The sequence below is a fragment of the Chryseobacterium sp. MYb7 genome (assembly GCF_002979455.1).
GTDB lineage: Bacteria > Bacteroidota > Bacteroidia > Flavobacteriales > Weeksellaceae > Chryseobacterium.
The window spans coordinates 1-23,416 of sequence record NZ_PCOU01000016.1 but is presented as its reverse complement, the minus strand read 5'-3'; the positions used below and the strand labels follow the sequence as shown (position 1 = coordinate 23,416).

The 23,416-nt window shown below is 33.9% G+C and carries 17 protein-coding genes; 12 read left to right on the top strand and 5 right to left on the bottom strand.

What is annotated here, in order from left to right:
- Window positions 1-191: 191 nt before the first annotated feature.
- Window positions 192-1,079: a cbb3-type cytochrome c oxidase N-terminal domain-containing protein gene (locus CQ046_RS13630; RefSeq protein WP_105702797.1), complete on the bottom strand. Its 888-nt coding sequence runs from the start codon at window positions 1,077-1,079 to the stop codon at window positions 192-194.
- A gap of 19 nt (window positions 1,080-1,098) precedes the next feature.
- A complete protein-coding gene (ccoN, locus tag CQ046_RS13625) occupies window positions 1,099-3,378 on the bottom strand; it encodes a cytochrome-c oxidase, cbb3-type subunit I (protein WP_105702870.1) in 2,280 nt (759 codons plus the stop codon).
- Between the two features lie 184 nt (window positions 3,379-3,562).
- Here ccoN and CQ046_RS13620 point away from each other — a divergent pair, with 184 nt between their 5' ends.
- From CQ046_RS13620 to CQ046_RS13605, 5 genes are all read left to right on the top strand, one after another.
- Window positions 3,563-3,856 (top strand): helix-turn-helix domain-containing protein, encoded by a 294-nt coding sequence (locus CQ046_RS13620; RefSeq protein ID WP_105702796.1) that lies wholly within the window; start codon window positions 3,563-3,565, stop codon window positions 3,854-3,856.
- Between the two features lie 312 nt (window positions 3,857-4,168).
- The gene (locus CQ046_RS13615; RefSeq protein ID WP_105702795.1) at window positions 4,169-5,587 is read left to right on the top strand and encodes an amino acid permease; all 1,419 of its coding nucleotides are present in this window, start codon (window positions 4,169-4,171) and stop codon (window positions 5,585-5,587) included.
- Between the two features lie 213 nt (window positions 5,588-5,800).
- Window positions 5,801-6,037 carry a hypothetical protein gene (locus CQ046_RS23980; RefSeq protein ID WP_262498053.1) on the top strand — a complete coding sequence of 79 codons (237 nt, stop codon included), beginning with the start codon at window positions 5,801-5,803 and terminating at the stop codon, window positions 6,035-6,037.
- A gap of 14 nt (window positions 6,038-6,051) precedes the next feature.
- Complete coding sequence (locus CQ046_RS23975) at window positions 6,052-6,219, top strand: agmatine deiminase family protein (protein WP_262498052.1); 168 nt, start codon at window positions 6,052-6,054, stop codon at window positions 6,217-6,219.
- Between the two features lie 236 nt (window positions 6,220-6,455).
- On the top strand, window positions 6,456-7,088 hold the full coding sequence (locus tag CQ046_RS13605) for an HdeD family acid-resistance protein (RefSeq protein ID WP_105702794.1): 633 nt from the start codon (window positions 6,456-6,458) through the stop codon (window positions 7,086-7,088).
- Window positions 7,089-7,144: 56 nt separating this feature from the next.
- On the opposite strand, the gene CQ046_RS13600 is transcribed toward CQ046_RS13605, so the two are convergent.
- Both CQ046_RS13600 and CQ046_RS13595 read right to left on the bottom strand, forming a co-directional pair.
- Window positions 7,145-7,417: a hypothetical protein gene (locus tag CQ046_RS13600; RefSeq protein WP_105702793.1), complete on the bottom strand. Its 273-nt coding sequence runs from the start codon at window positions 7,415-7,417 to the stop codon at window positions 7,145-7,147.
- 271 nt (window positions 7,418-7,688) lie between these two features.
- Window positions 7,689-9,281, bottom strand: coding sequence for a hypothetical protein (locus CQ046_RS13595; protein WP_123906618.1), 1,593 nt, complete (start codon window positions 9,279-9,281; stop codon window positions 7,689-7,691).
- A 935-nt stretch (window positions 9,282-10,216) separates the two neighbouring features.
- On the opposite strand from CQ046_RS13595, the gene CQ046_RS13590 reads away from it, so the two are divergent.
- Complete coding sequence (locus CQ046_RS13590; RefSeq protein ID WP_105702791.1) at window positions 10,217-11,542, top strand: site-specific integrase; 1,326 nt, start codon at window positions 10,217-10,219, stop codon at window positions 11,540-11,542.
- 402 nt (window positions 11,543-11,944) lie between these two features.
- Entirely contained in the window at window positions 11,945-13,123 is a 1,179-nt protein-coding gene (locus tag CQ046_RS13585; RefSeq protein ID WP_105702790.1) for an NUMOD4 domain-containing protein, read from the top strand.
- Window positions 13,124-13,407: 284 nt separating this feature from the next.
- Here CQ046_RS13585 and CQ046_RS13580 read toward each other — a convergent pair whose 3' ends face one another.
- On the bottom strand, window positions 13,408-13,788 hold the full coding sequence (locus CQ046_RS13580; protein ID WP_105702789.1) for a helix-turn-helix domain-containing protein: 381 nt from the start codon (window positions 13,786-13,788) through the stop codon (window positions 13,408-13,410).
- Between the two features lie 362 nt (window positions 13,789-14,150).
- Here CQ046_RS13580 and CQ046_RS13575 point away from each other — a divergent pair, with 362 nt between their 5' ends.
- From CQ046_RS13575 to CQ046_RS13555, 5 genes are all read left to right on the top strand, one after another.
- The gene (locus CQ046_RS13575; protein WP_105702788.1) at window positions 14,151-15,698 is read left to right on the top strand and encodes a T9SS type A sorting domain-containing protein; all 1,548 of its coding nucleotides are present in this window, start codon (window positions 14,151-14,153) and stop codon (window positions 15,696-15,698) included.
- Window positions 15,699-15,703: 5 nt separating this feature from the next.
- Window positions 15,704-18,508: a hypothetical protein gene (locus CQ046_RS13570; RefSeq protein ID WP_105702787.1), complete on the top strand. Its 2,805-nt coding sequence runs from the start codon at window positions 15,704-15,706 to the stop codon at window positions 18,506-18,508.
- 3 nt (window positions 18,509-18,511) lie between these two features.
- On the top strand, window positions 18,512-22,012 hold the full coding sequence (locus CQ046_RS13565) for a DUF6443 domain-containing protein (protein WP_105702786.1): 3,501 nt from the start codon (window positions 18,512-18,514) through the stop codon (window positions 22,010-22,012).
- 11 nt (window positions 22,013-22,023) lie between these two features.
- Window positions 22,024-22,653, top strand: coding sequence for a hypothetical protein (locus CQ046_RS13560; protein ID WP_105702785.1), 630 nt, complete (start codon window positions 22,024-22,026; stop codon window positions 22,651-22,653).
- Window positions 22,654-22,916: 263 nt separating this feature from the next.
- Window positions 22,917-23,243: a hypothetical protein gene (locus CQ046_RS13555; RefSeq protein WP_105702784.1), complete on the top strand. Its 327-nt coding sequence runs from the start codon at window positions 22,917-22,919 to the stop codon at window positions 23,241-23,243.
- Window positions 23,244-23,416: the final 173 nt, after the last annotated feature.

The following is a 23,416-nucleotide window of genomic DNA, read 5'->3' as shown; positions in this document are numbered from 1 at the left end:
TTTATGGAATTTCTAGTTTGTAGTTGTCAAGTGAATAGTTGAGTAAGACAGCCAAAGTAAGGATTGTTATTTTTAAAAAACGCCCCCATGTTATCATTTTTTAATGTTGAAAAGGTAGTTAGCAAAAATGAAATTCAAATGTTAGTAGTTGTGAAGGGGGCGTGGCATGGTTTATATGATAGATAATAATTTTAATTGTTTCCGTTTTCCCATTTTACTTCTTCTCCCTGAGGAGCGGCACCGCCTTGTGCCGTAGTGATAGGGGCGGTTTCCTGGTTGATGTGATAAATATAAGCGGCAATTTTTTCAGCATCTCTTCCGGTAATGGTTCCTTCCTTGATGAAAGGTCTCATGGTTGGATTGTTTGGAGAGCCGTTTTCAAGCATCCAGAATACATTTTTAAATAAGCTTTTTTCTTTTATATTGATCCAGTGGGTATCGGTAAGGTTGGGGCCTATGCCTCCTTTTCCGGCATCACCATGGCAGGTAACACAGTTTGTTTTAAATAGTTCCTGTCCTTCGGCGATATTATCAGCACTGTATTTTGCAGATTCCAGATTGATCTGAGGTGCTGTTTTCTCATACTCCGCGATAGATGCTAACATGGTTTTTGTTTCTTTGGTGTATTCTGCTTCCGGATGAGCATAGTCTGTGAAAGAAAAGGCAAACAGATAGACAGCACAGAAGATACATCCGAACCAGAACAGGCCAATCCACCATTTCGGAAGCGAGTTGTCCAGCTCCGTAATTCCGTCAAAACCATGGTCGATAAGAATATCTTTTTCTTCCGTAGCGGTTTGTTTTTTGAAGGCCGAATTCCATAATTTTTGGTAATACGGAACTTTTTTCTCTTCCAGATATTGTTTTTTCTCTTCCTCAGATAATTTGCTGAAGCTTTGATTTTCTACCAAATCTCCGATAGAGTTCATGATCAGCAGCAGGATCGTAGCGATTAAGATCAGTGCCCAGAAAAAAGGAGAAGAAAAATATCCTGAATCACTGGCAAACATTTCAAAGGCCATGATCGTTAAACCTATCGTTGCTGCGATATATATTGAAATGGGGGTTCTCGTTTTCATTGCAGTTTAATTTTAAATGTTACTCTACACTTGCGGTTTGTACCTGTGTTGTTTTGATATCCGTACCTAATCTCTGCAGATAAGCGATCATTGCTACAATTTCTCTTTGCTCAAGCGGTACATAAGCCGATCCTTTGGCTGTTTTTTCTTTTACCATCTGATCTTTTACATCTGTTGCTTCAGAATATATTCTCTGTACAATGGCTTTTGACTGGTTATCCGCCCATTGGTTGGCAGAATCTATCTGCGCTTTTGTATAAGGAACATTGAAGGCATTTTTCATCAGTTTCATTTTATCCACCATTTGTGTTTTGTCCAGTTTATTGGTGATTAACCATGGGAAACGAGGCATGATAGAACCGGCAGAAGTAATTCTTGGGTTATACATATGTTTGAAGTGCCATGAATCCGGGTTTCTTCCTCCTTCTCTATGTAAATCAGGTCCTGTTCTTTTGGATCCCCATAAGAATGGTCTGTCGTAGACAAATTCTCCCGCTTTGGAATACTGTCCGTTTTTCCCTTCAAATCTTACCACCTCATCACGGAAAGGTCTGATCATCTGAGAGTGGCAGGAGTTACAGCCTTCACGGATATACAAATCTCTACCTTCCAGCTCCAGTGGAGTGTACGGTTTTACCGCTGAAATTGTCGGAACACTCTGCTTCAGTGATAGTGTCGGAACAATTTCCACCAGTCCACCGATTGCTATGGTAATGAAAGCTAATACAGAAAGGAGAGTAGGTGTTCTTTCCAACCAAAGGTGTACACCTTCGCCTTCTTTTCTGTTTTTACTGATGTTTGCCAACGCTGGAGCTTCAGCAGGAACTTCTTTCTGGAATGAACCAGCCTTGATCGTTTTGATAACATTGATCACCATTAAAATAGATCCTGATAAATAAAGTAGTCCACCTAAAAATCTCATTTTAAAGTAAGGAATAATTGCCGTTACCGTATCCAGCCAGTTTTTCCACAATAAGGTTCCGTCCGGATTGAATTGTTTCCACATTAATCCCTGTGTGAATCCTGAAATATACATTGGAACTGCATAGAAAATGATTCCTAAAGTACCTAACCAGAAATGCCAGTTGGCCAGCTTTTTAGACCAAAGGGATGTTCTCCACATGATCGGAACCAGGTAATATACCACCCCGAATGCCATGAAACCATTCCATCCAAGAGCTCCTAAGTGTACGTGGCCAATCACCCAGTCGGTATAGTGACCAATTTTATTTAATGATTTTGTTGCTAATAAAGGTCCTTCGAAAGTAGCCATACCATAGCATGTAACTGCTACTACAAAGAATTTTAGAATCGGATTTTCTCTTACTTTATCCCAGGCTCCTCTTAGTGTAAGAAGACCGTTCAGCATTCCTCCCCATGACGGTGCAATCAGCATGATAGAGAATCCTGTTCCCACTGCCTGAGCCCATGCCGGTAAAGCTGTATATTGCAGGTGGTGAGGCCCGGCCCAAAGGTATACAAAGATCAGCGACCAGAAGTGAATAATGGATAGTTTGTATGAGAATACCGGTCGCTGAGCTGCTTTTGGCATAAAATAATACATCAGACCTAATACAGGGGTGGTTAATACGAATGCTACTGCATTGTGCCCATACCACCATTGTACTAATGCATCTTTTACACCTGCATATACAGAATAGGATTTCCAGCTTGTGAAAGATAACGGGACTTCCAGATTATTGAAGATGTGAAGCATCGCAACAGCAATCCAAGTGGCTATATAGAACCAGATGGCTACATATAAATGTCTCACTCTTCTTTTGGCAATCGTTCCGAACATATTGATTCCGAAAATGATCCATGAAAATGCAATTAAGATATCAATAGGCCATTCATGTTCGGCATATTCTTTAGAAGTATTGATTCCCATAAGGAATGTGATCACTACACTGATAATCATAATCTGCCATGACCAGAAGTGAATCCATGAAAGGGTGTCACTGTACAATCTGGTTTTAAGAAGTCTCTGCATGCTGTAGTAAGCACCACAGAAAAAGGAATTACATACGAAAGCAAAAATAACAGCACTTGTATGAAGCATTCTGATTCTTCCAAAGCCCATAGCTCCCTGGGTATTGATAAGCCCCTGAATATTGCCCGAAGCCAAGCTTTTAATAGTTGTATCGTCCGTACCGAATAAAAATTCAGGCAGTTCAGGATAAAAAAGCATCAATGCAGCTGTAAGCCCAAGCAGAAATCCTACAAGTCCGAATGCGATAGTCGCATAAAGGAATGCTCTGACAATATTATTGTCATAATTAAATTTTTGCGTCTCCATAAATTCCAATAGTGTTTACCGAAGTGATATTTTCTCTGAAAAAAGGTGTATTTTTAGTCCTTTTCTATGTTGAAAATAAATATCATGTAACGTGTGTAATGTTTTGCCAAAGGTATTTATTAACTTTGTTGAAGGCTAATAGCTAATCTTCTAAAATATACCGAAAACTACTAAAACAAAAACGATGAAAGTATGTGGACAAAATATCAGGAAAATACGTAGGAGCAGAGACCTTACGCAGGAGTACATGGCTTTTGAAATGGGGATTTCCCAAAAAGCTTATTCCGATATTGAGAACTCCAAGGTGAAGATCAACCTGGAAATACTGACTAAAATATCAGATATTTTAGACATCAAACCATCTGATATCTGTAGTATTTCGCATAAATGTGGAACAGATGGATATGAAGATAGATATCAAAACCTTTTGGAATACATGAAAAAAAATAATATTTCAGTTCCTAAAGAGTTTTTATAAATTTTTGCTTTCCGTTTTATATTCAATGTAAATCATGATAAAAAAGTGATCTCTTTCCATAGCGGAAGGAGATCATTTTTTTGAAATACGTTTGTGATGAATAGCAAATAATTTCATATCAAAACTTTAAAATTCAATCTTTATTTCACTTGTCAAGGTTGTTTTGGTAAATGTATTTTGAACTTTATCAGAAATAGAGTAAAAATAAAAGGGGTGTGCGCTCCGGGATGAGGTGGAATTCTCAATTTACCCCATGGAATGTGAATTTCTCTGAAAAGTTTTTATATATTTAGCGACCGAATAATTCATTCAATGAGCAACGAAAATAAAACAGGACAAAACGAGACTTTAGTTAGAGGATTAACAAACCGACATATACAATTAATTGCCCTTGGAGGTGCCATAGGAACAGGGTTATTTCTGGGAATTGGGCCCGCAGCAGTACTGGCAGGACCATCCGTAATCTTAGGTTATGCTCTGGCAGGAATTATCGCCTTTTTTATTATGCGTCAGCTGGGTGAAATGGTAGTTCAGGAACCTGTTTCGGGAAGTTTTAGCTACTTTGCCTACAAATATTGGGGAAATTTCCCAGGTTTTGCTTCCGGATGGAACTACTGGATTCTCTATATTTTGGTAAGTATGGCGGAGCTTACAGCAATTGGCCATTATATTCACTTCTGGTGGCCGGAAATACCACTCTGGGTTTCCAGTTTGTTCTTTTTTATAGTCATCAACGCACTTAACCTTGCTTCTGTAAAGGTGTATGGAGAAACAGAATTCTGGTTTTCCATCATCAAAGTAGTGGCTATTATTGCAATGATTATTTTCGGAATTTATCTTTTAATAAGTGGTACAGGAGGAGAAAAAGCAACCATTACCAATCTTTGGAATGATGGAGGATTTTTCCCGAAAGGATTATTCAATAAAACAGAAAACGGATATTCGGGGCTATTTGCAGCCATGGCGATGATCATGTTCTCCTTTGGTGGGCTTGAACTTATCGGAATTACAGCTGCAGAAGCGAAGAATCCTGAAAAAACAATTCCACAGGCTACCAATCAGGTGATCTATAGAATTCTTATTTTCTACGTAGGAGCGTTGGTGATTTTATTCTCATTAAGTCCTTGGAGAGATATTACAGAAGGTTCCAGCCCGTTTGTAATGGTATTTCAAAATCTGAATGGCCTTGAATTCAGCCTTTTTGGTAAAGTGATTCAGTTCAATACATTAATTGCGAATGTTTTGAACCTGATTGTTTTAACAGCAGCTTTGTCAGTATACAACAGTAGTGTTTACAGTAACAGCAGAATGCTTTTCGGATTGGCTCAACAGGGTAATGCTCCTAAATTTCTGAAAAAACTAAACAAAAACGCTGTTCCTACCAACGCAATCATTATTTCTTCGTGCTTTGCTGGGATTTGTATTATCATTAATAAATTAGTGCCGGAAAAAGCTTTTGAATACCTAATGGCTTTGGTAGTATCTACGCTGATTATCAACTGGCTGATGATATGCTACACGCATTTAAAGTTTAAAAAATCAATCAATGCAGAAGGTATTCAATCCAAATTCCCTTCTATATTTTACCCGATCTCCAACTATATCTGCATAGCATTTTTGGTTCTGATTTTAGGACTGATGAGTATCACAGGGATGGAAATTCAGGTGATTCTGATTCCGATATGGATTGGCTTCCTGTTCGTGATGTACAAATTATACAAACCGAAATAAAAATATAAAACAGATCTAAACATGTTTTGGAAAGGTGAAAATCAATTGACTTTCACCTTTTTGTTTTTATTTTCAGCAAATTTAGGATAGAAAATAAAATCATTGTATTTATTTTCCCTGTATGAATAGAATGTCAATCTAGGGTTTTAAACCTATGACGGAGTTTCTAAAGTAATCTGGCTGGACGGAGTAACAGGATTGGACGTTACCGATATGCATATTGACGGTTTTATGAAATTTAGTAATCCTAATACCATGATTACCATGAAAGAAGATGATCTTCTTGATCTTGGGCTTTCCGAAAAAGATGTCAATACACTTTACATCGCTACCAATGTAGATGGAAAAGAATACAAAAAAGTATATGTTCCGGGTACTAAAAACAAAGTGATAACAGCCTATGGAAAGCAACTGGATGAAAAAAAGGCTCTTATGTCAATTATTATGTAGCTAATTATGTTGTATTGGTTCCAAACTATGGAGATCCCAATGATGCAATTGCCAATAAGATTATTCAGGATCAGTATCCAGATAGAAAAGTGATAGGAATAGACGTAAGAAATCTATATGAAAATGGAGGAATGGTGCATTGTGTAACCCAGCAGCAACCCGCCGGAAATCCTGCAAGATAAATTGAAGGAATTAAATGATAATTATTGTGCATCAGGTGGAATCAATTGAATAAACTGGTTTCATCTGATGTCTTTTTGTGAAAACAATTCACAGAATACAGTGCTTTCCTTGGTTATTTTTCGTACATTAGTAAGAGGTTATATTTCAAATTCAGGTGAAAAATTATAATCTGTTTGAATGCCTGCGGATAAGCCGAAACCGTTTCAAAAAGTAGGCAGAATTAAAAAAGACACCTATGGCCAATTTATTTCAAACACTTACCAACACTGTAAAACACTGGTACATTCCATTAATCTTCGGAATTATTTTCCTTATCTGTGGTTTCTATGTATTCAGCGTGCCTCTTGCAACGTATGTTACTCTTTCTATTTTTTTCAGTGTTTCCTTTTTATTTTCAGGAATTACCGAAATATTCTTTTCCTTACAAAACAGTAAGTCCTTACAGGGATGGGGCTGGTTTTTGGTAAGCGGATTATTAACAACCGCAATAGGGGTATATCTTATTGCAAATCCTCAGATTTCAATGACAGTACTTCCGTTTGTGATTGGATTTACTTTACTGTTCCGCTCTTTTCAATTATTAGGCTTTGCATTTGACTTGAAAAGTATGAGAATAATGAGCTGGGGAAATGTTGCCCTTGCCAGTGTTGGAGGAATTATCTTTTCTCTGTTGCTGATATTTAATCCGGTGTTTACAGGAATTTCATTAGTAACCCTTACCGGAGTTTCTTTTATTTTTATGGGAATAGCTTCCATTATGCTCGCCCTGGATTTAAGAAAAATAAAAAAAATTCCAGGAAAAGTAAGCCAGGAATTAAGAGACAGAATTAAATCTATACAGGAAGAAATTGATGATCTTAAAAAATAAAGAGTTATATTATTTCTAAATAAACAAAGCCATCTTTTAAAAGGATGGCTTATATTTTAATGAGGCATAAATCTGCTAATGTCATCTTTTTCAAAATCCCGAGTATTTATTCTCTCTGATTGTGGAGTCTTGTTATTAGGATCATATCTTAAGTAATCAGAATAATTATTGATAATGAAGTCTTGCTTTCTAGGGGTATTTAAGAATTCATGCTGCTTTGTTTTTACATCATCAACATTTTTGCTTATGTCATTTTTTTGTTCAGAAACATTTGCTGTACAACTACTAACTACAAATCCAATAAAGATTGGAATAATGATTTTTTTCATTTTTTTAATCTTTACACCAGCTAAAAATATACCAATATAAAATGAAGGTGAATTAAAGTATAGATATTTTATGAGTTTCTTATAGAAACTAATGAGTTTTTTAAATCAAAAATGCGATTTTTTATTTGTTATAAGTTATAAAAGTATGCTCAGTATCTTTATCAAAGTTTTAAAAAAAGATGGCTACTGCAAAGTAGCCATCTTATCTTAGTTTATAAGAAAAATCAGTAACAATTAAAGCTTAAAAATACAAGCTCAATGTTTATTGTTTCTAATTTTTAATACAACGAACCGGAGTTCCTGATCCTCTACCACCATTTCCAACAAATGTTTTAGTAGTTGCTGTAAAATTTGTGTATTGTCTACCTGCACCTGTCGTAGATACATCGCTTGATGTTAAGTTAAGTCCTACTCCAGCACTTGTAATATTATTCACATTATAACCCACTATACCTGATGCTGGAAATTTGAATACTGAACCAAATGCATCAGCTGTATTATTTATACTACCGATTTCAGCATTAATTTCAGCTTGTGTCGGAACCCTAAATCCTGAAGGACACGGATTGTTGATTCCGGCAACTCCCTGCCAAAGATTATTGTTCTGAGGAGAACGCCAATCACCATTAGAGGTTGTAGTGGAAATAAATAAGCCACCATTATTTGGCGTATCTGTAGAAGATAAAGTAGTTGTTGATGGTTTATTATCTGCTGATGTGCTGCTTCTCCAAGTGACATTTCCATGTCCGTCAGAAAGTCTTCCCCATTGAATTAAACAGCCGTAAGCAGCATGGTCTGTACTAGATAAAGCAGGACGGTTTGCACCTAAGTTTCTATCCATCCATACTTTCCCTGTAAGTGGTGAAGTTATCTCTACAAGTTGAGTAACATCTGCAGAACCGCACTTAGCTAAAATAGTGATAGGAATGGTGAAATTACAAGTCTGTCCACCAAGATTTACAGTAAAGGTTGCGTTGGCTGTTTCGTTGTTGGCTATAACATCTGTTTGCCCCGTAATTGTAAATGTTAAACCTCCGCTTCCATTGGTTATAGTGCCCGCAGGGATATTCATAGTAAGCCCCGTAGCTCCTGTGGAAGGAATACTTAATGCAGGATATTGGAAGGTTCCTGTAGCTGTATAATTAATTACTTTAGTAACACCAGAAGCAGCTACTTTGTCTTCAACTGTTCCTGTAAGTGCTCCTGTGGTACAATTCAATGAATTGATTGTTCCTGATTGCACCGTTACGGAATTTGTACAAGTTAATGAGAGTTTCTTCCAGGCACCAGTAAGGGTACCTGTACTTGTAGGTGTTCCTGTAAGATTATAGGTAATGAGAACTGACTGCCCAGGTATTAAAGTGCTGGAAGCAGGAGTTACTGTTGATACAGAAATACCACTCACTCCACTTAATGTCAAATCACTAGCTTGAGAGGCTATCGTTACATTACTAAAAGAGTTGTTTGTAAGAGTCACTGTAAATTTTGCGCCACTTAAGGCAGCTCCATTTAAGTAAGTACCTTCAAAACCATTTTGTGCACAATTGGCTTCAACTGAAGGGGTTGCAGGTGTATTTAGACATGGCCCCCAGCCTTCTGGTGATGTTCCTCCTGTTGCGTGCTGGCTGTATACTTTAACGCAGTCTGCAGTACTATCATACATGATTGTTCCAGGAACAACATTTCCTCCCTGAGGATTGATCATATTAGTTGGAGATGTATTTGCGGGTAAGACAAGTCCAAGATTATAGCTTGTTGTCTTGTTAATGTCCAATGCACCCCTAGGCGTTGTCGTCCCAATACCAACTTGGCATGTAGCAATTAAAGGTATTGTGGAAAAAAGTAATAGAAATTTTTTTTTCATGTTTTAAATATTTATTATTAATCTAATTTCAGATGATATACTATTATTTAAACTGTTTAAGCTTTTATTAGATTAGAAATATTAGATAATTTTGATTGATCTAATTGATATTCGATGTTTCGTTTTTTTTAAGCTTTGAAACTATCAGGTTAATAGGCTGGACTTCTATTTTAAAACTTTCCTTATAAAGTCTCGGATCTAAATATCTATGTTTAGTATCTTCCGGAACATTTAAGAATTCCTCACTGATAAAACCAAAATTCATATTGAAAAGCATTCTTTATTTTTTATGTATTAAAATTACTTTTTTTTTAATATATATCCTTGTTTTAATCGTATTTTTTTTATAATAATAACATTAGGTTGATATTAGTTTTAAAATAGATGTGTTTTGTTAAAAATAATTCATGGTGTGGATTAAATATTGAAAAATATTAATTTAAAAATACGGGCGTAAATTAAATATAGCTTATGATTGATATGAAATACTGTTTTGTATCTGGTAAGTAAATTCAAAAAAATGAAAAATCAGGTTTTTCACTTTAAGAAAAATTTTAACCTACTATTATAGAAAAGAAAGAAGGCTTTTCTATTTACATTGACTAGACTTTTACATAGTCTAAGTTTAGATATTAAATCAATAAAGACTTTTGATGAATAGTGAGCTTTGTTCTTTAAGATAAACAAAAACCATCCTTAAAAAAGGATGGTTTGTAGACCCACAGGGACTGTAAATGTTTAATCGCCTAAAATATATTTTATTCTTGTTTAATATTGTATCTTATATAATGTTTTAATAATCATTATTTTATTTGTTTTATGAATTGTATTGTAGTTAAATAAATTAAAATAAATTTAAAATAAAACGATTTGTTATTGACTAAAAATTGACTAAATGCTTATATTTGTATTGTTCAAACTTTAACAGTACAAAAATGGCTACGATAAAATTTATTCTTCAGTCAAAGAAATCCAATTCAACTATTTATGCGAGATTTTCTATCGGAGCTAATCAGGTGTATAAACGTAAAACCCGTGAAATGGTCAATCCTGAAAACTGGAATACCAAAAAAGGTTCTATTATTCAAAGGTCTGCACTTACCAAAGACGACTTACAAAAACAAAACGAACTTATCAGTACTTTAAATAAACTTGAAACATTCATATTAGATCAGTATAGAAAAAGAACCGAAACTGAAATTATAAATGGAGATTGGTTAGAAGAAATTATTGCCTCTTACTATTCCGGTGGTCGGAAATTTGAGCAATTGGACTTTATAGAAAATTATTTAGAACATTATAAAACGGATATTTTACCTTTTAGAAAATACAAAGGGAAGCCGATTACCCTAAGAACTAAGCAGAAGCATCTGACGATCATAGAAAAGTTTCAGGATTTTTTGAAATCAGAGAAGAAGAGGCTGAAGGTTTCGGATTATAATATAACTGTAGGAAACAGATTTGTTACCTTTCTAAGAAGGCAGCATTTAAGTGATAATACCGTAGGGAAATATCTAAAATATACCAAAACGATTTTTAAAGATGCAAAGATTGAAAATATTCAAGTCAATGAACAGTTGAGTGAAATCAAAGGATTTACTATGGAAACTCCAACTCCATATCTCAAAGTAGAAGAGTTGGAAAAAATACAGGATTTATTAATTATTAATGAAAGACTTGAACAAACTCGAGACTGGCTAATTATTGGCTGTTATACTGGACAAAGGGCTTCCGATCTTTTTAGAATGACTCCCGATAAAATTGTTAATATTAATGGAAAGGAATTTATTAATCTAAGCCAGAAGAAAACGAAAACTCCGGTTTTGGTTCCAATTCATACAGAGGTAAAGAAAATCTTGAATAAAAGAAATGGTAATTTTCCTGCACAATATTCAACTAACTTAGAAAGTTCAAAGACTATATTTAATGATAATTTAAAAAAAATCTGTAAGATGGCAGACATTGACCGTCAGGAATATGGAAGAGTATTTGATGAGGTTAAAAAGCATTATGTCTTTGGAAATTACCCAATGTATGATTTAGCCTCATCACATATATGTCGAAGAACCTTTGCCACCATGTATTATTCTAAAATTCCCACAGCTATCATTATGAGTGTAACAGGACATAAAACGGAAACAGAATTTTTAGGATATATTGGAATTGATAATAATACACTTTCTGAGCAAATGTATTCTTATTGGGAAAAGTTAGAGAGTAAAGAAAATAATACAGAGTTGCAGACTAAAAATGTAAATTGATTTTTAAAATATATCAACGACTAGAAAACCCAGTGAAACCCAAAATAACCCATTGGGTTTTCTGGGTTTTTAATAACAAATATTTTCAAGAACAAAATTCAAAAATATTATACACTACTTTTGACAAGTAAATAATGAAATATACTATAGAGCATTTTTTCAAAAAGTAAACCGTGTTCTTAGAGTCCGTATATATACAAGAAATAACAAAGTGTGGCTCACTGTGAACCACAAACTGAACCGCAAAACGAGCCACAAAATTAAATTTTTGGCAAGAGTCTGATAATATTTGATGAATCATAGTAAACTATAAAAACACCTGTTTTTCTTACCCATAAAATAAGTTTCATTTTCTTTTTTTATTTTTATTTCAGGCAATCAGTATTTATTTAATTTCCCTTTATGAGTATACCTTCCGAAATGCAAGACAAATACGCAAAAAATGTCCTTTGTAATACCTCTTTAAAAAACCTTCCTAATGAAGAGTGGAAGGAGATTAAAGAATTTGAGAACTATATGATTTCCAATTATGGGAGGATAAAAAGTGTAGAACGTTGGGCTAATCCTTTAAATGGAAGAAAGTTTAAGCTGCCGGAGAGGATTATGAAGCTGCAATTTATGCAGTTTTATAATAAACACCTTGAAGGTAACTTTTATAATATCACCTGTTTATTATCATCTGAAGGAAAAAGGTTTCGAAAATCTGTACCTCGATTGGTGTATTACCATTTTGTTGAAAAATTTGAATTAAACGACCGCAAAACACTTATTTCATTTAAAGATAACAATAGATTTCATTTACATGCAGAAAACTTAGAAAGGCTTTCTGTAAGTGAGGAACTTTTTAAAAGAGTCCGAACCAACAGGGTTAAAAATAGTAGAAGTGACTATAATCAGTCCGTAAACCAATATACTACTGAAGGTAATCTTTTATCAACTTTTGATAGTATTGACTCTGCTTCAGACAGCCTTGGAATTGTAAACAGGCATATTCTGGCTGTCATAAAGAAAGAACGTTTAACAGCAGGTGGATTCAGATGGTTTCTCAAGAATTATATTCCCAAAAAAGAAGATTTTATCTTTAGTCCTCAAATAGAAAATTCAACCCGATTACTCAACAGGTCTCTATGGGAAAAATTGGGTAGCCCTTCTATTGATGAAACTAATCCACCAGCTTGTATGAATTTATCCCTTAAAGATCTTCCCGGAGAAAGATGGAAACCCATACCCGGTTTTGAAGATTGCTATATTATTTCAAGTATGGGAAGAATAAAACGATTGGCTGGCTGGACTACCATCGGCAGGAAACTTTTTTTTAAGGAACAGATTCTATCTATTATGTTGGATGGTAACATCAATATGGCTTATCATCTTTTTTGTGTACTACGATACAACGGGAATAAAACTCATATAATTATTACCCGATTACTTTATCATCTTTTTGTAAAGGAATTTGATATACATGACAGAAGACTTGTTGTTGTAAATAAAAACAATCCATTATGGGATATAGACTTATCAAAACTATCGTTACAACCTGTTTATTCTTTACTTAAGCAAAAGAACCGTGGTAACAGATAGTTGGGCTTAATAATTCAAAGATCTGCCTTTTTTAAAGAAGACTTGTCTCTAACTAATTTAAATATTTCACTGTTGCTGAAGATTTAATAGCCTTCGTTAATTTTTCACTCCAAAATTCTCTATTCTTAAGTTATCAAAAATTAAATTAAAGACTTTAACTGATTTTCTCTACATCGCTTCATGTATGTACAAAATTTGTGTATGAAAATGTTTTTTTTTAAATATTCCACTATCTATTCCACGTATGTGAAAACATATTAGAAAGGCTCTTACTTTTAATTATACTATTTTTTAAACAGAATCTCTATCAGTTTATTTTGAGATTCTATAAGCTTTGTGAGCTGTTCCTGATTTTTTAATATGCTTTCAGCAATTTCGGGTGACTGCATATTAAATACTGGATTATATTGATTGATTGTACCTGCGCTAGATAAATCACTGAACTTGTTATTTGAAATATTAACCTGAATACCCTCATTTAACAGCTCGTTAATGTCTACATCCAATTCTTTGGCAATTTTATTCAGTAGTAATGAGTTGGGTATATTTTTATCAGATTCTATACTCGAAATGGTACTCTGCGCCACATCCAGACGTAATGCTAATTCATCCTGAGAAAGACCTCTTGTTTCTCTAAATCTTTTTACTTTCGTGCCTATACTCATAATATCAATATTTTGTTCAAAAATAACAAAATACCGATGATATTGAAAGAAAATTTCTTTTATGTTTGTAAAGGTATATTTCACTGACTATAGAGAAGTGTGATTTTTAGGAAACTTTGGAAATAGTTTAAATAAAATTTAATACGACATGGTTTGTCGCCTTATGTTTGTAGCTTTGCTTCAGATACTAAGAGTAATTAATTGTTAAGAATAAATTCAATTTAACCAAAAAAATAATATGAAAACAAGGCTTGATTCAGGATAAAAAATACCTAGTAAAATCACAATCAAAATATGTGTTTTTTACGGATTGTCAGAAATGAACATATACAATAAATTAGCGACTTTAAAAAAAACAGAATATGAAAAAAAATTATACCCTCGCACTTTTCCTGTGCGCATTTCTGAATATGTCTGCTCAGGAAACAGGAGTAGTTTGGCAACGTGATATAAATTCCAGCACGCAGGATTTTTTAAGTCAAATCACTACTACAATAGATCAGCAGTATCTGATCACGGGCAGCTCAATTCAGAGCGAAAAATTACAACAAGCCAGCAAACAAAACAACGGTTATGATTTTCATTTGATCAAACTTGACCAACAAGGGAATGAAGTCTGGGAAAAATACTTCTCAGGAAAAAATCACGACTATCTGTCCGCCACAGTTACTACACAAGATGGTGGTTTTTTGTTAGCTGGGACATCTTATTCAGGAAAAGGTCTGGACAAGAAGGATGATTCTAAAGGAGGCTCAGACATCTGGCTCATCCGTATCAATGAGTTTGGAGATGAACTATGGCAGAAAACATTAGGGAGTTCATCTGATGAAGAAGCAAGAGCTGTCATTCAAACTACAGATTCAGGATTTTTTGTTGCCGGAAATGTACAGAATTCTTCAAAAGGTTATGGTTCAAAAGATCTTTTGATCACAAAATTAGACAAAGACGGAAAAGAATTATCCCAGCTTATTGTAGGCGGAAAAAGTTTAGATGAGGTTGAGAAGATGATTCCCACCCTTGACGGGGGCGCATTACTGGGAGTATATTCCCGTAGTAATGCCAGTGGAACAAAGAAAACGGAAAACTATGGAGAAGGAGACTTTTGGGTTATAAAACTCTCTAAAGATAATAAAGTAGAATGGGAAAAAAACCTTGGAGGTAAAGCAGATGATCATGTAAGAACGCTGGCTGTAACCTCATCCGGATATTTAATCGGTGGGGAATCCCGTTCTGAGCGTTCAGGAAATAAAACAGTGGGAACTACTGAAGGGACAGATCTATGGGTCATATCTTTAAACGAAAAAGGTGATGAAATATGGCAGAAATCCTACAGTTTTGGGAATCGGGATGTTCTAATGAGTATGAATGTTCTTCATTCAGCGGATGATAAGTCTATCAAAGGAATTCTACTCGGTGGTTATACACCTTCAGAGATAAGAACGGAAAAAGATGATAATACTTTTTGGCTGCTTTATACCGATCAGTTAGGGAACGAGGTATGGAGAAAATATATACCCGGAGAATCCCGACAAAAAGAAGAACGGCTGGCATCCGTGGCAATGGGCAGAGATGGTTCTATTATTCTGGCCGGAACCAGCGCAGAAGAATTAGGTAAAGAAAACTGGAAGATTGTAAAGCTGGGAGACAGACAAGTTGATCAGCTGATTGAAAAATATGACATAAAAATCTATCCGAACCCTGTCTCAGATTATACTTATGTAGAAATTGGAAGCCAATTCAAAGATGCTGAAATTCTATTATATGATATGAGCGGAAGACAGATTCAAAGCCTTTCAACAAAGAACAAAGTCACTAAAATTAATACTCAGGCACTCATTCAGGGGGCTTATGTAGTGACTATAAAAACTGATACTAATAAAACGGCGAATGCCAAATTAATCAAGAAATAAAAACAATGTTTAAGAAAATTATTTTTGCACTGATTTTCCTGATTTTTAACTTAGGAAAATCACAGATTGAAAGGAATTATGGGGATACAGCTCAGCCTGTACCATCAGCCTCTTCCTTTTCTTCTTATGTAAATACCCCTGTCTCTTTATCTACTGGGATACCAAGTATTGGAATTCCTTTATTATCATTACCAACAGGAAATAAGGACTTTGAGATTATGACATCATTGAGTTACCATCCTTACAATACAGGACAAGACAAACCAGCAAGTGAAGTTGGTCTTGGATGGTCTTTATTTAAAGGTGGCGCTGTTATTTCAAGAGTAATTAATGGTGCTGTTGATGAGTTCAATTATGATGCAACGAAATCAAGTTATAAAAAGAATTTATTTGATGACATCTATTACTATGATTTACCAGGTAATTCAGGAAAGTTCAAATTTGTCAGAGATACTATTAACAATACTTTTACGCTGAATAATATTTCAGGAAGTAACGTTAAAATAGAATACACAAGAGATTCTAATACAGCGACACTTGTCCTTAACTCTTTTAAAATAACTGACAGCAAAGGATTTAAATATGTTTTTGAGGATTATAGTATTGCAAGATATGATACAAGTTCTAAAGGTTTTAATTATAAATCGGCCTTCTATTTAACAAAGGTTATTGATGAAAATAATATTACCATAGCTACTTTCAATTACCAGAAAAATAGTAAAAATGTAGATAATAGTAGTATTTTATTATATCAGAACTGTAAGATGGAAAGTATTAATACTTCCTATGGAAGAATCACTTTTGAAAATCTATATACTGGAATTAGTGATGATGACCCTTATATTATAAAAAGTCTTAGTTTATTGGATATGTCCTCTCATCTTATTGCTAAATACAGACTTGATTATGGGAGTTTTTACAGTTCTACTTATCCAAATAATGTCAATCAAGGAAAAAGGACTCTGTTATCAATTCAAAAACTAGACAGAAATCAAAACCTTATTGAAGGAAGACAATTTACATATGATGGAACGGGTTCAGAAACCAACTATGGAGCTTCTCCAAATCCTAATGAATATGGAAACTTTTTGTGCCCTGATAATACAAAAGCCGATCCTAAAACATATACCTTAGGGCTCCTCAAAAAAATGACTTTACCTGAAGGTGGATATGTCGTATATAATTTTGAGGCTAATGAAGTTTATGAAAATAAAAGTAACCTACAATTAGATACTAATCAGCTCAAAGATCCTGCATTACAATATTTAAATATTGCTAATACAGTTAATTATAATACAAATAGCAGTAGGAGCTATACATTTCAGGTATCAACATCGCAAAAGTTTTTTATTAAACTTTTAATTGATGAAGTTTACGAAATCGTAAACATTCACGGAAATATTATTCTCCCACCAACCTATAAGTTATTAAACTCAATAGGAAATGAAGTTACAGGAACAGCTAATGGCTGCTCAGAAAATGTTAAATATTATAATTTAGCGCCAGGGACTTATACATTCAAAATCAGTGGAAATGGAAATGGACGCATTCAAAATTATGGGATAGTTAATTTATCTGCTCCTTATAAAAATACAACTCAATTGAAAATAGGAGCCCGAATTGCCAATATAAAATATTACGATACAGATAATACAGTAAAAAAAGCCATGTCTTATAAGTATGATTTGTTTGATAATAGCGGGACAAGTGGTAAAGTATTTTCCGGAGAAGTCTGCAATGAAGAGTTAGGAAATCTAAATCAATCTGTATTGTATAGTAATGTAAAGGAGATATATGGGGGAAGCCCAGAGAGTCAGGGTTATTCCCAATATTATTTCAAAACTCCTGATGATTATACAAGCACTATCAATTTCTATAAACCTTATTATAATGTTACCTCTACAGGTCTTTTGACAAAAAAAGAAATGTATAATCAACAGAATCAACTAATTTCCAGTGAAAATACAGATTATGTGCTTGATGAAATTGGAGGAGTACAGGAATATATTATTTGTGGAGGTTACAAGTCTAAAAGTGCCTGGTTAAAATCAACTACAACAACGTCTAAAACATTTTATGCTAATGGAAGTAGTTTACAAGGTACTACAGAAACAACTTTTAATACTACTAATTTTCAACCTGCTTATACAAAGAATACTTCTCCGGATGGAAAAATTACTGAAACCACTATAAAATACCCTTTAGATCTTTCGAATACCCGTTTGATCAATGCCAATATGCTTTCAGTTCCTGTTCAAACGGAAACAAAGGTAAATGGAAGTGTTGTCAGCAAAGGTGGGGCAAAATATGAATTTGTAGATAATTTGTATCCTTCTTCTGTAGTTACTTTTGAGATGAAAGATTTAACACCTATAACCACAATGACCTATGATGTGTATGACACTAAAGGAAACCCTGTACAGATTAAGGGTAAAAATGGTATTCCTACAGTAACAATCTGGGGATATTATCAAACATTACCTATTGCTGAGATTGCTGGAGTTACTTATAGCCAAATCTCTAGTTTACCATCAGTCCTTGCTGCTATAAATGCCTCCAATGCTGATGCTGATAATCCTGCTAATGAGGCATCTCTATTACAAGCTTTGGAAAATCTACGTAGAGACCCTGCATTACAATCTAATCCTGTAACAATTTATACCTATGATCCTTTAATTGGGATTACTAATGCCGTTTCTTCTAATGGAGCAAAAGTATCCTATGTATATGATTCTGCCAACAGATTAGTAAAAACAATGGATTCTGATGGGAAAACACTACAGGAATACCAGTATAACTATAAACACTAATACATGATGAAAAAAATTTTAAATATATTCAGTCTTTTATGGCTAGCAGGGCATTCTTACGCCCAAACATTAAATGCTACAACTGCTGAAAACTACGTATATACTAAAAGTTGTCTGGATGCAGACTGTATCAAAAAAACGGAAGCAATACAGTATTTTGACGGGCTGGGACGAACGAAACAGACAATAGGAATTAAAGCCACTCCATCCGGCAAAGACATCGTAAATCATGTAGAATATGATGCATTTGGAAGAGTAGCTAAGGAGTATCTTCCAATCCCACAAAGTACAACACAGAATGGTGCTTTTTATACGGCTCCGCTTGCCAATGCTCCTTCAGTATTTGGGCAGGAGAAAATTTATTCGGAAAAGCAGTTTGAAAACTCTCCTTTAGGCAGAATTAACAAGATTACACCTTTAGGCAATGATTGGGCACAGCATCCTGTACAAATGGGATATAGTGCAAATATTGCCGGAGAGGTAAAGAAATATACTGTAATCAACTCCTGGGTCGATGAAGCTACTTATTCAAAACTGGTAGAAAGTGGAACCTACGGTGCCAATCAGCTGATGAAAACTACTGTCACAGACAGCGATAATAATATTTCTGTTGAATTTAAAAATGCTGCTGGACAGACAGTTTTAGTACGCAAGAACGACGGGACAAAGGATGTAGACACCTATTACGTTTATAATGATTTGGGAATGCAGGTTTTCGTTATTACGCCATTGGCTGCTACAACTACGGTAGATGGAAATGCTTTAGATAATCTATGTTATCAATATCGTTATGACAGTTTGGGTAGGTTGGTAGAAAAGAAACTTCCTGGCAAAGATTGGGAATATATGGTGTATGATAAAGCCGACAGGCTTATTCTTTCTCGTGATACTAATATGAAGCAAAACAACCAATGGTTGATGACAAAATATGATGAGCTTGGAAGACCTGTTTATACAGGCTTTTTAATAGGAGGAGATAGAGCAACGAGACAAAATGATTTGAAAAACCTTATCATCACTGAAAAAAGAGATACAACTGGTTTTTTTAGAAGTGCAACAAATATTTATTATACAGAAAACTATTTCAGTGGTGAAACACCCGTCATTTTAAGTATTAATTATTACGATACATATCCACAAGGAACTCCTCCTAAGCCAGCAACTATTTTTGGACAAGATATTATATGGGATAATACCTATGCTTTCCAAAACACAAAAACTCTTCCTACTGCTTCATATGTGAAGAATATTGATGATGATTACTGGACATATAACTGGATATGGTATGATTCGAAATTAAGAGCTGTAGGAAATCATTCTATCAATCATTTGGGAGGATACACCAAAACAGAAACAAAGCTAGATTTTGCAGGTGTTGCAGTGCAAAGTAAAGCGTATCACAAGAGATTACAGACTGATCCTGAGAGAACTATTAGTCAAATTTTTGAATATGATGATCACAACAGGCTTTTGGTACAGAAACATCAGGTTGATAACAACCCTATTGAAATTTTGTCACAAAATGAATATAGTGAACAGTCTCAGCTGAAAAGAAAAAAAGTAGGAGGAACTGATACAGCCAATCCATTACAATCTATAGATTACAAATATAATATCCGGGGTTGGGTAACCCAGATTAATGATCCTACCAACTTAGGAAATGACCTGTTTGGATATAAAATAAAATATACCGATCCTGTGATAGGAAACTATCCAGGCAGGTTCAACGGAAATATTGCTGAAGTAGATTGGAAAGCCGCCACAGACGGCCAGCTGAGAAGATATAATTATTCATATGACCGTCTCAACAGATTAGTACATGCCATCTATTTGAAACCCAATGCTTCAGTTGTACAAACTAGTGCCTATAATGAATGGGTAGATTATGATATTAATGGAAATATCACCCGACTGGACAGGTATGGAGATTCTGATGGCAATGGCCCTTTACAGATCGACAGACTCTACTACACCTATTCCGGAAACAGGCTAAGCAAAGTTGAAGATACCACCCAAAACCCATCGGGATATCCATATGTACCCACCCCTAATACAATTGCCTACGATGATAATGGAAATATGACCAGCCATATGGATAAAGGAATTTCCTCCATCCAATATAATTATCTAAATTTACCAGGAAAAATTACTCAAAACTCCAAAGTAACCAATTATATTTACAGAGCAGATGGAGTAAAAGTAAAAAAGGTCTTTGACACAAAAACTACAGATTATCTGGATGGCTTCCAGTATGAAAACTCTACATTGAAATTCTTCCCAACCACAGAAGGATATTTTAATGTTGAAACCGGAAAGTATGTATACAATTATACTGACCATTTAGGAAACATCAGGTTAAGCTATGCTAAGAACGGCGCAGGAACAGAGATCATTGAAGAAAGTAATTATTATCCGTTTGGATTGAAGCATGAAGGATATAATGTTTTTTCTGGAAATCCTACGTATAAATACAAGTACAACGGCAAAGAGCTTCAGGAAAGTGGAATGTATGACTATGGAGCGAGGATGTATATGCCTGATCTGGGAAGATGGGGAGTAACAGATCCATTAGCTGAATCTTTCAGACGACTTAGCCCTTACCATTATGGAGCTGACAATCCTGTTATGTTTATAGATCCTGATGGGATGAGAAATGTTCCTTATGATAATGGGGGGATTATCAATAATGTTCCTGATGGTTCATATTGGTTTGCCGGGATGAATGGGAATTTCACTTATACTCCTCAATTTAAACAAGGAAGTCGTAATGGTGGAGGTTCTACTCAGGGGACTTTTGGAAATACACAGGCATATAGAGACCTAATGTTAGCTACGCAAAATAAAGGAACATTTGGTTTGACAAATACCAATGGGGCTATGAAATGGTGGACTGATATACCTGATAGTTATGATAAAGAAGGAAATTTTGTGAAGGGTGTTGGTGGGTTTAATATTCTAAAATTATTAGGTAATGGTTTATTAGGACTTACGAATGATATAGAAAGTGCAAGTCATTCTTTAATGAAATATCAAACAGAAGATTTTTTTAAAGACACTGAAAAACATTTGAATGGACAATTAGGAAATGCTAATATGATAATAGATGAGTATAATAAATTATCTAATGTAAGCAAAATAAACGCTTCAACATTTCTTTCAGCAGTTAGTGGTATTAGAGCTGGAAAGATTTTAAGATCAACTGAAGGATTTATGAATTCTGTGGGTAAAATTTCTAAAAGATTAGGTTATGTTGGTACAGCATTAACTGCTGGAGTAACATTATATGAGTTTGGAACTGATACTTGGGATGCTCATTCAATTGTAAATCTCGGTCTATTAGGTGCAACAGCTATTGCTACATTTGCCACAGCTCCTGTTATAGTTGCAGCAGCTCCTGCTATTCTTGCAGGGATTGCAATTTATGGAGTAGCAGACTATATGTTTGGAGTAGGCGATCAGTTAGATAAGAGTATTGGTAGAAAATCTACAATTTGGTACCCATAAAAAAATATTAAATGAAAAAATATAAATTTAAAAATTTTTCAATAAAAAGACTAATATTGTTTATGTCTTTTGCTTTTATTTTAGTAATAATATTAACTATACTAACTTCTATTTATTATAATCCAAAAATTTTTCCTGCGATTGTACTTTTTGCATTATCAGCTTTAAGCTTTATGTTAATTAAGAATAATTGTACGATTACATATAATATAATTTTGGATAATGATTATATTTTTTTTAACAATAAAAAAATTGATATAATAGATATTCGTAATTATAATTTTAGTGAAACTGAAAAATTTTATGGATGTAGATTAGTCTTTAAATCTTATAAATTTTTTTTAAATATTCCTAAAAAAGACAGCGGTAATTATTTAAATTTTAAAGAAGATTTAATTGAAATTATCACTTTACAGAATAAAAAAAGAAGTAATGATTTGATTGTTGAATACAATTGGTATAATACTAAATCAGCTAAGATTTATGGTTATATAATGATTGGGATAATGTTAACATGGCTAATGTTAATGGTAATGTTTCCTAATAAATTGAATCTATCAAATTTAGGATTGTTCTTAATTGTTTCAGTAGGTCTTTTACCAATTTTATTGAGGATTTTTAAAAATAATAGGTCAGTATAGAAAACTGGCAATACTAATTAATAATTTTGACAACAAAATAGAGCATTGAAATCCAATGCTCTATTTTAAAATATTAGTAAACTTACTTGAAAATTCCAGAATAAGTTTTAATATGTAATCCTTAATAGAGAATTCTCAAAAAAAATTGTAGATTTTGACGACTTATTATTCAATCAGCTAAACGAATTGGATGATAAATATTATGAATTGGAACAAGAGAATATTATGAATCTATTGGAAAATTATTTGAATAATTAAAAAAAATGAAACTACTAGATTTAGTAAAATATTTTAGAGATGGAGGCTCTTTTGACGAGTTTTGTCACAAGCAATCTTTGGATTTTGAATCTGAAGCTATTGAAATTTACATGGAACAGCCATTGAAAATTTATAATGATCTGGCTTTCTTTGAAATTGAGAAAACAGAAGGTAATTATGAATATTCAAGTGATGGTGTAGAATATTCTAATTTATTTGATTTCTATTACTTTCTGGATGCTATTGATAAGTCAAATAATGCAGAAAATAGTTCCGTAAGTAATGAGAACTTAACAAAGTTTCTTTATGACTATGCAATTAATGATGCATAAATATTAAAATTTGGAATTCACTTAAATAATTAAATGGCTCCTGTTTGAGATATTAAACAGAAGCCTATTTTTTCCAATTGAGTAAATTATATTAATGAAGTCATCTTGACTTTTTCAAAAATTATATTTTTTATTTGAAATAAAAAAAGGGATTAGGAAATTAGAGTCGCTAA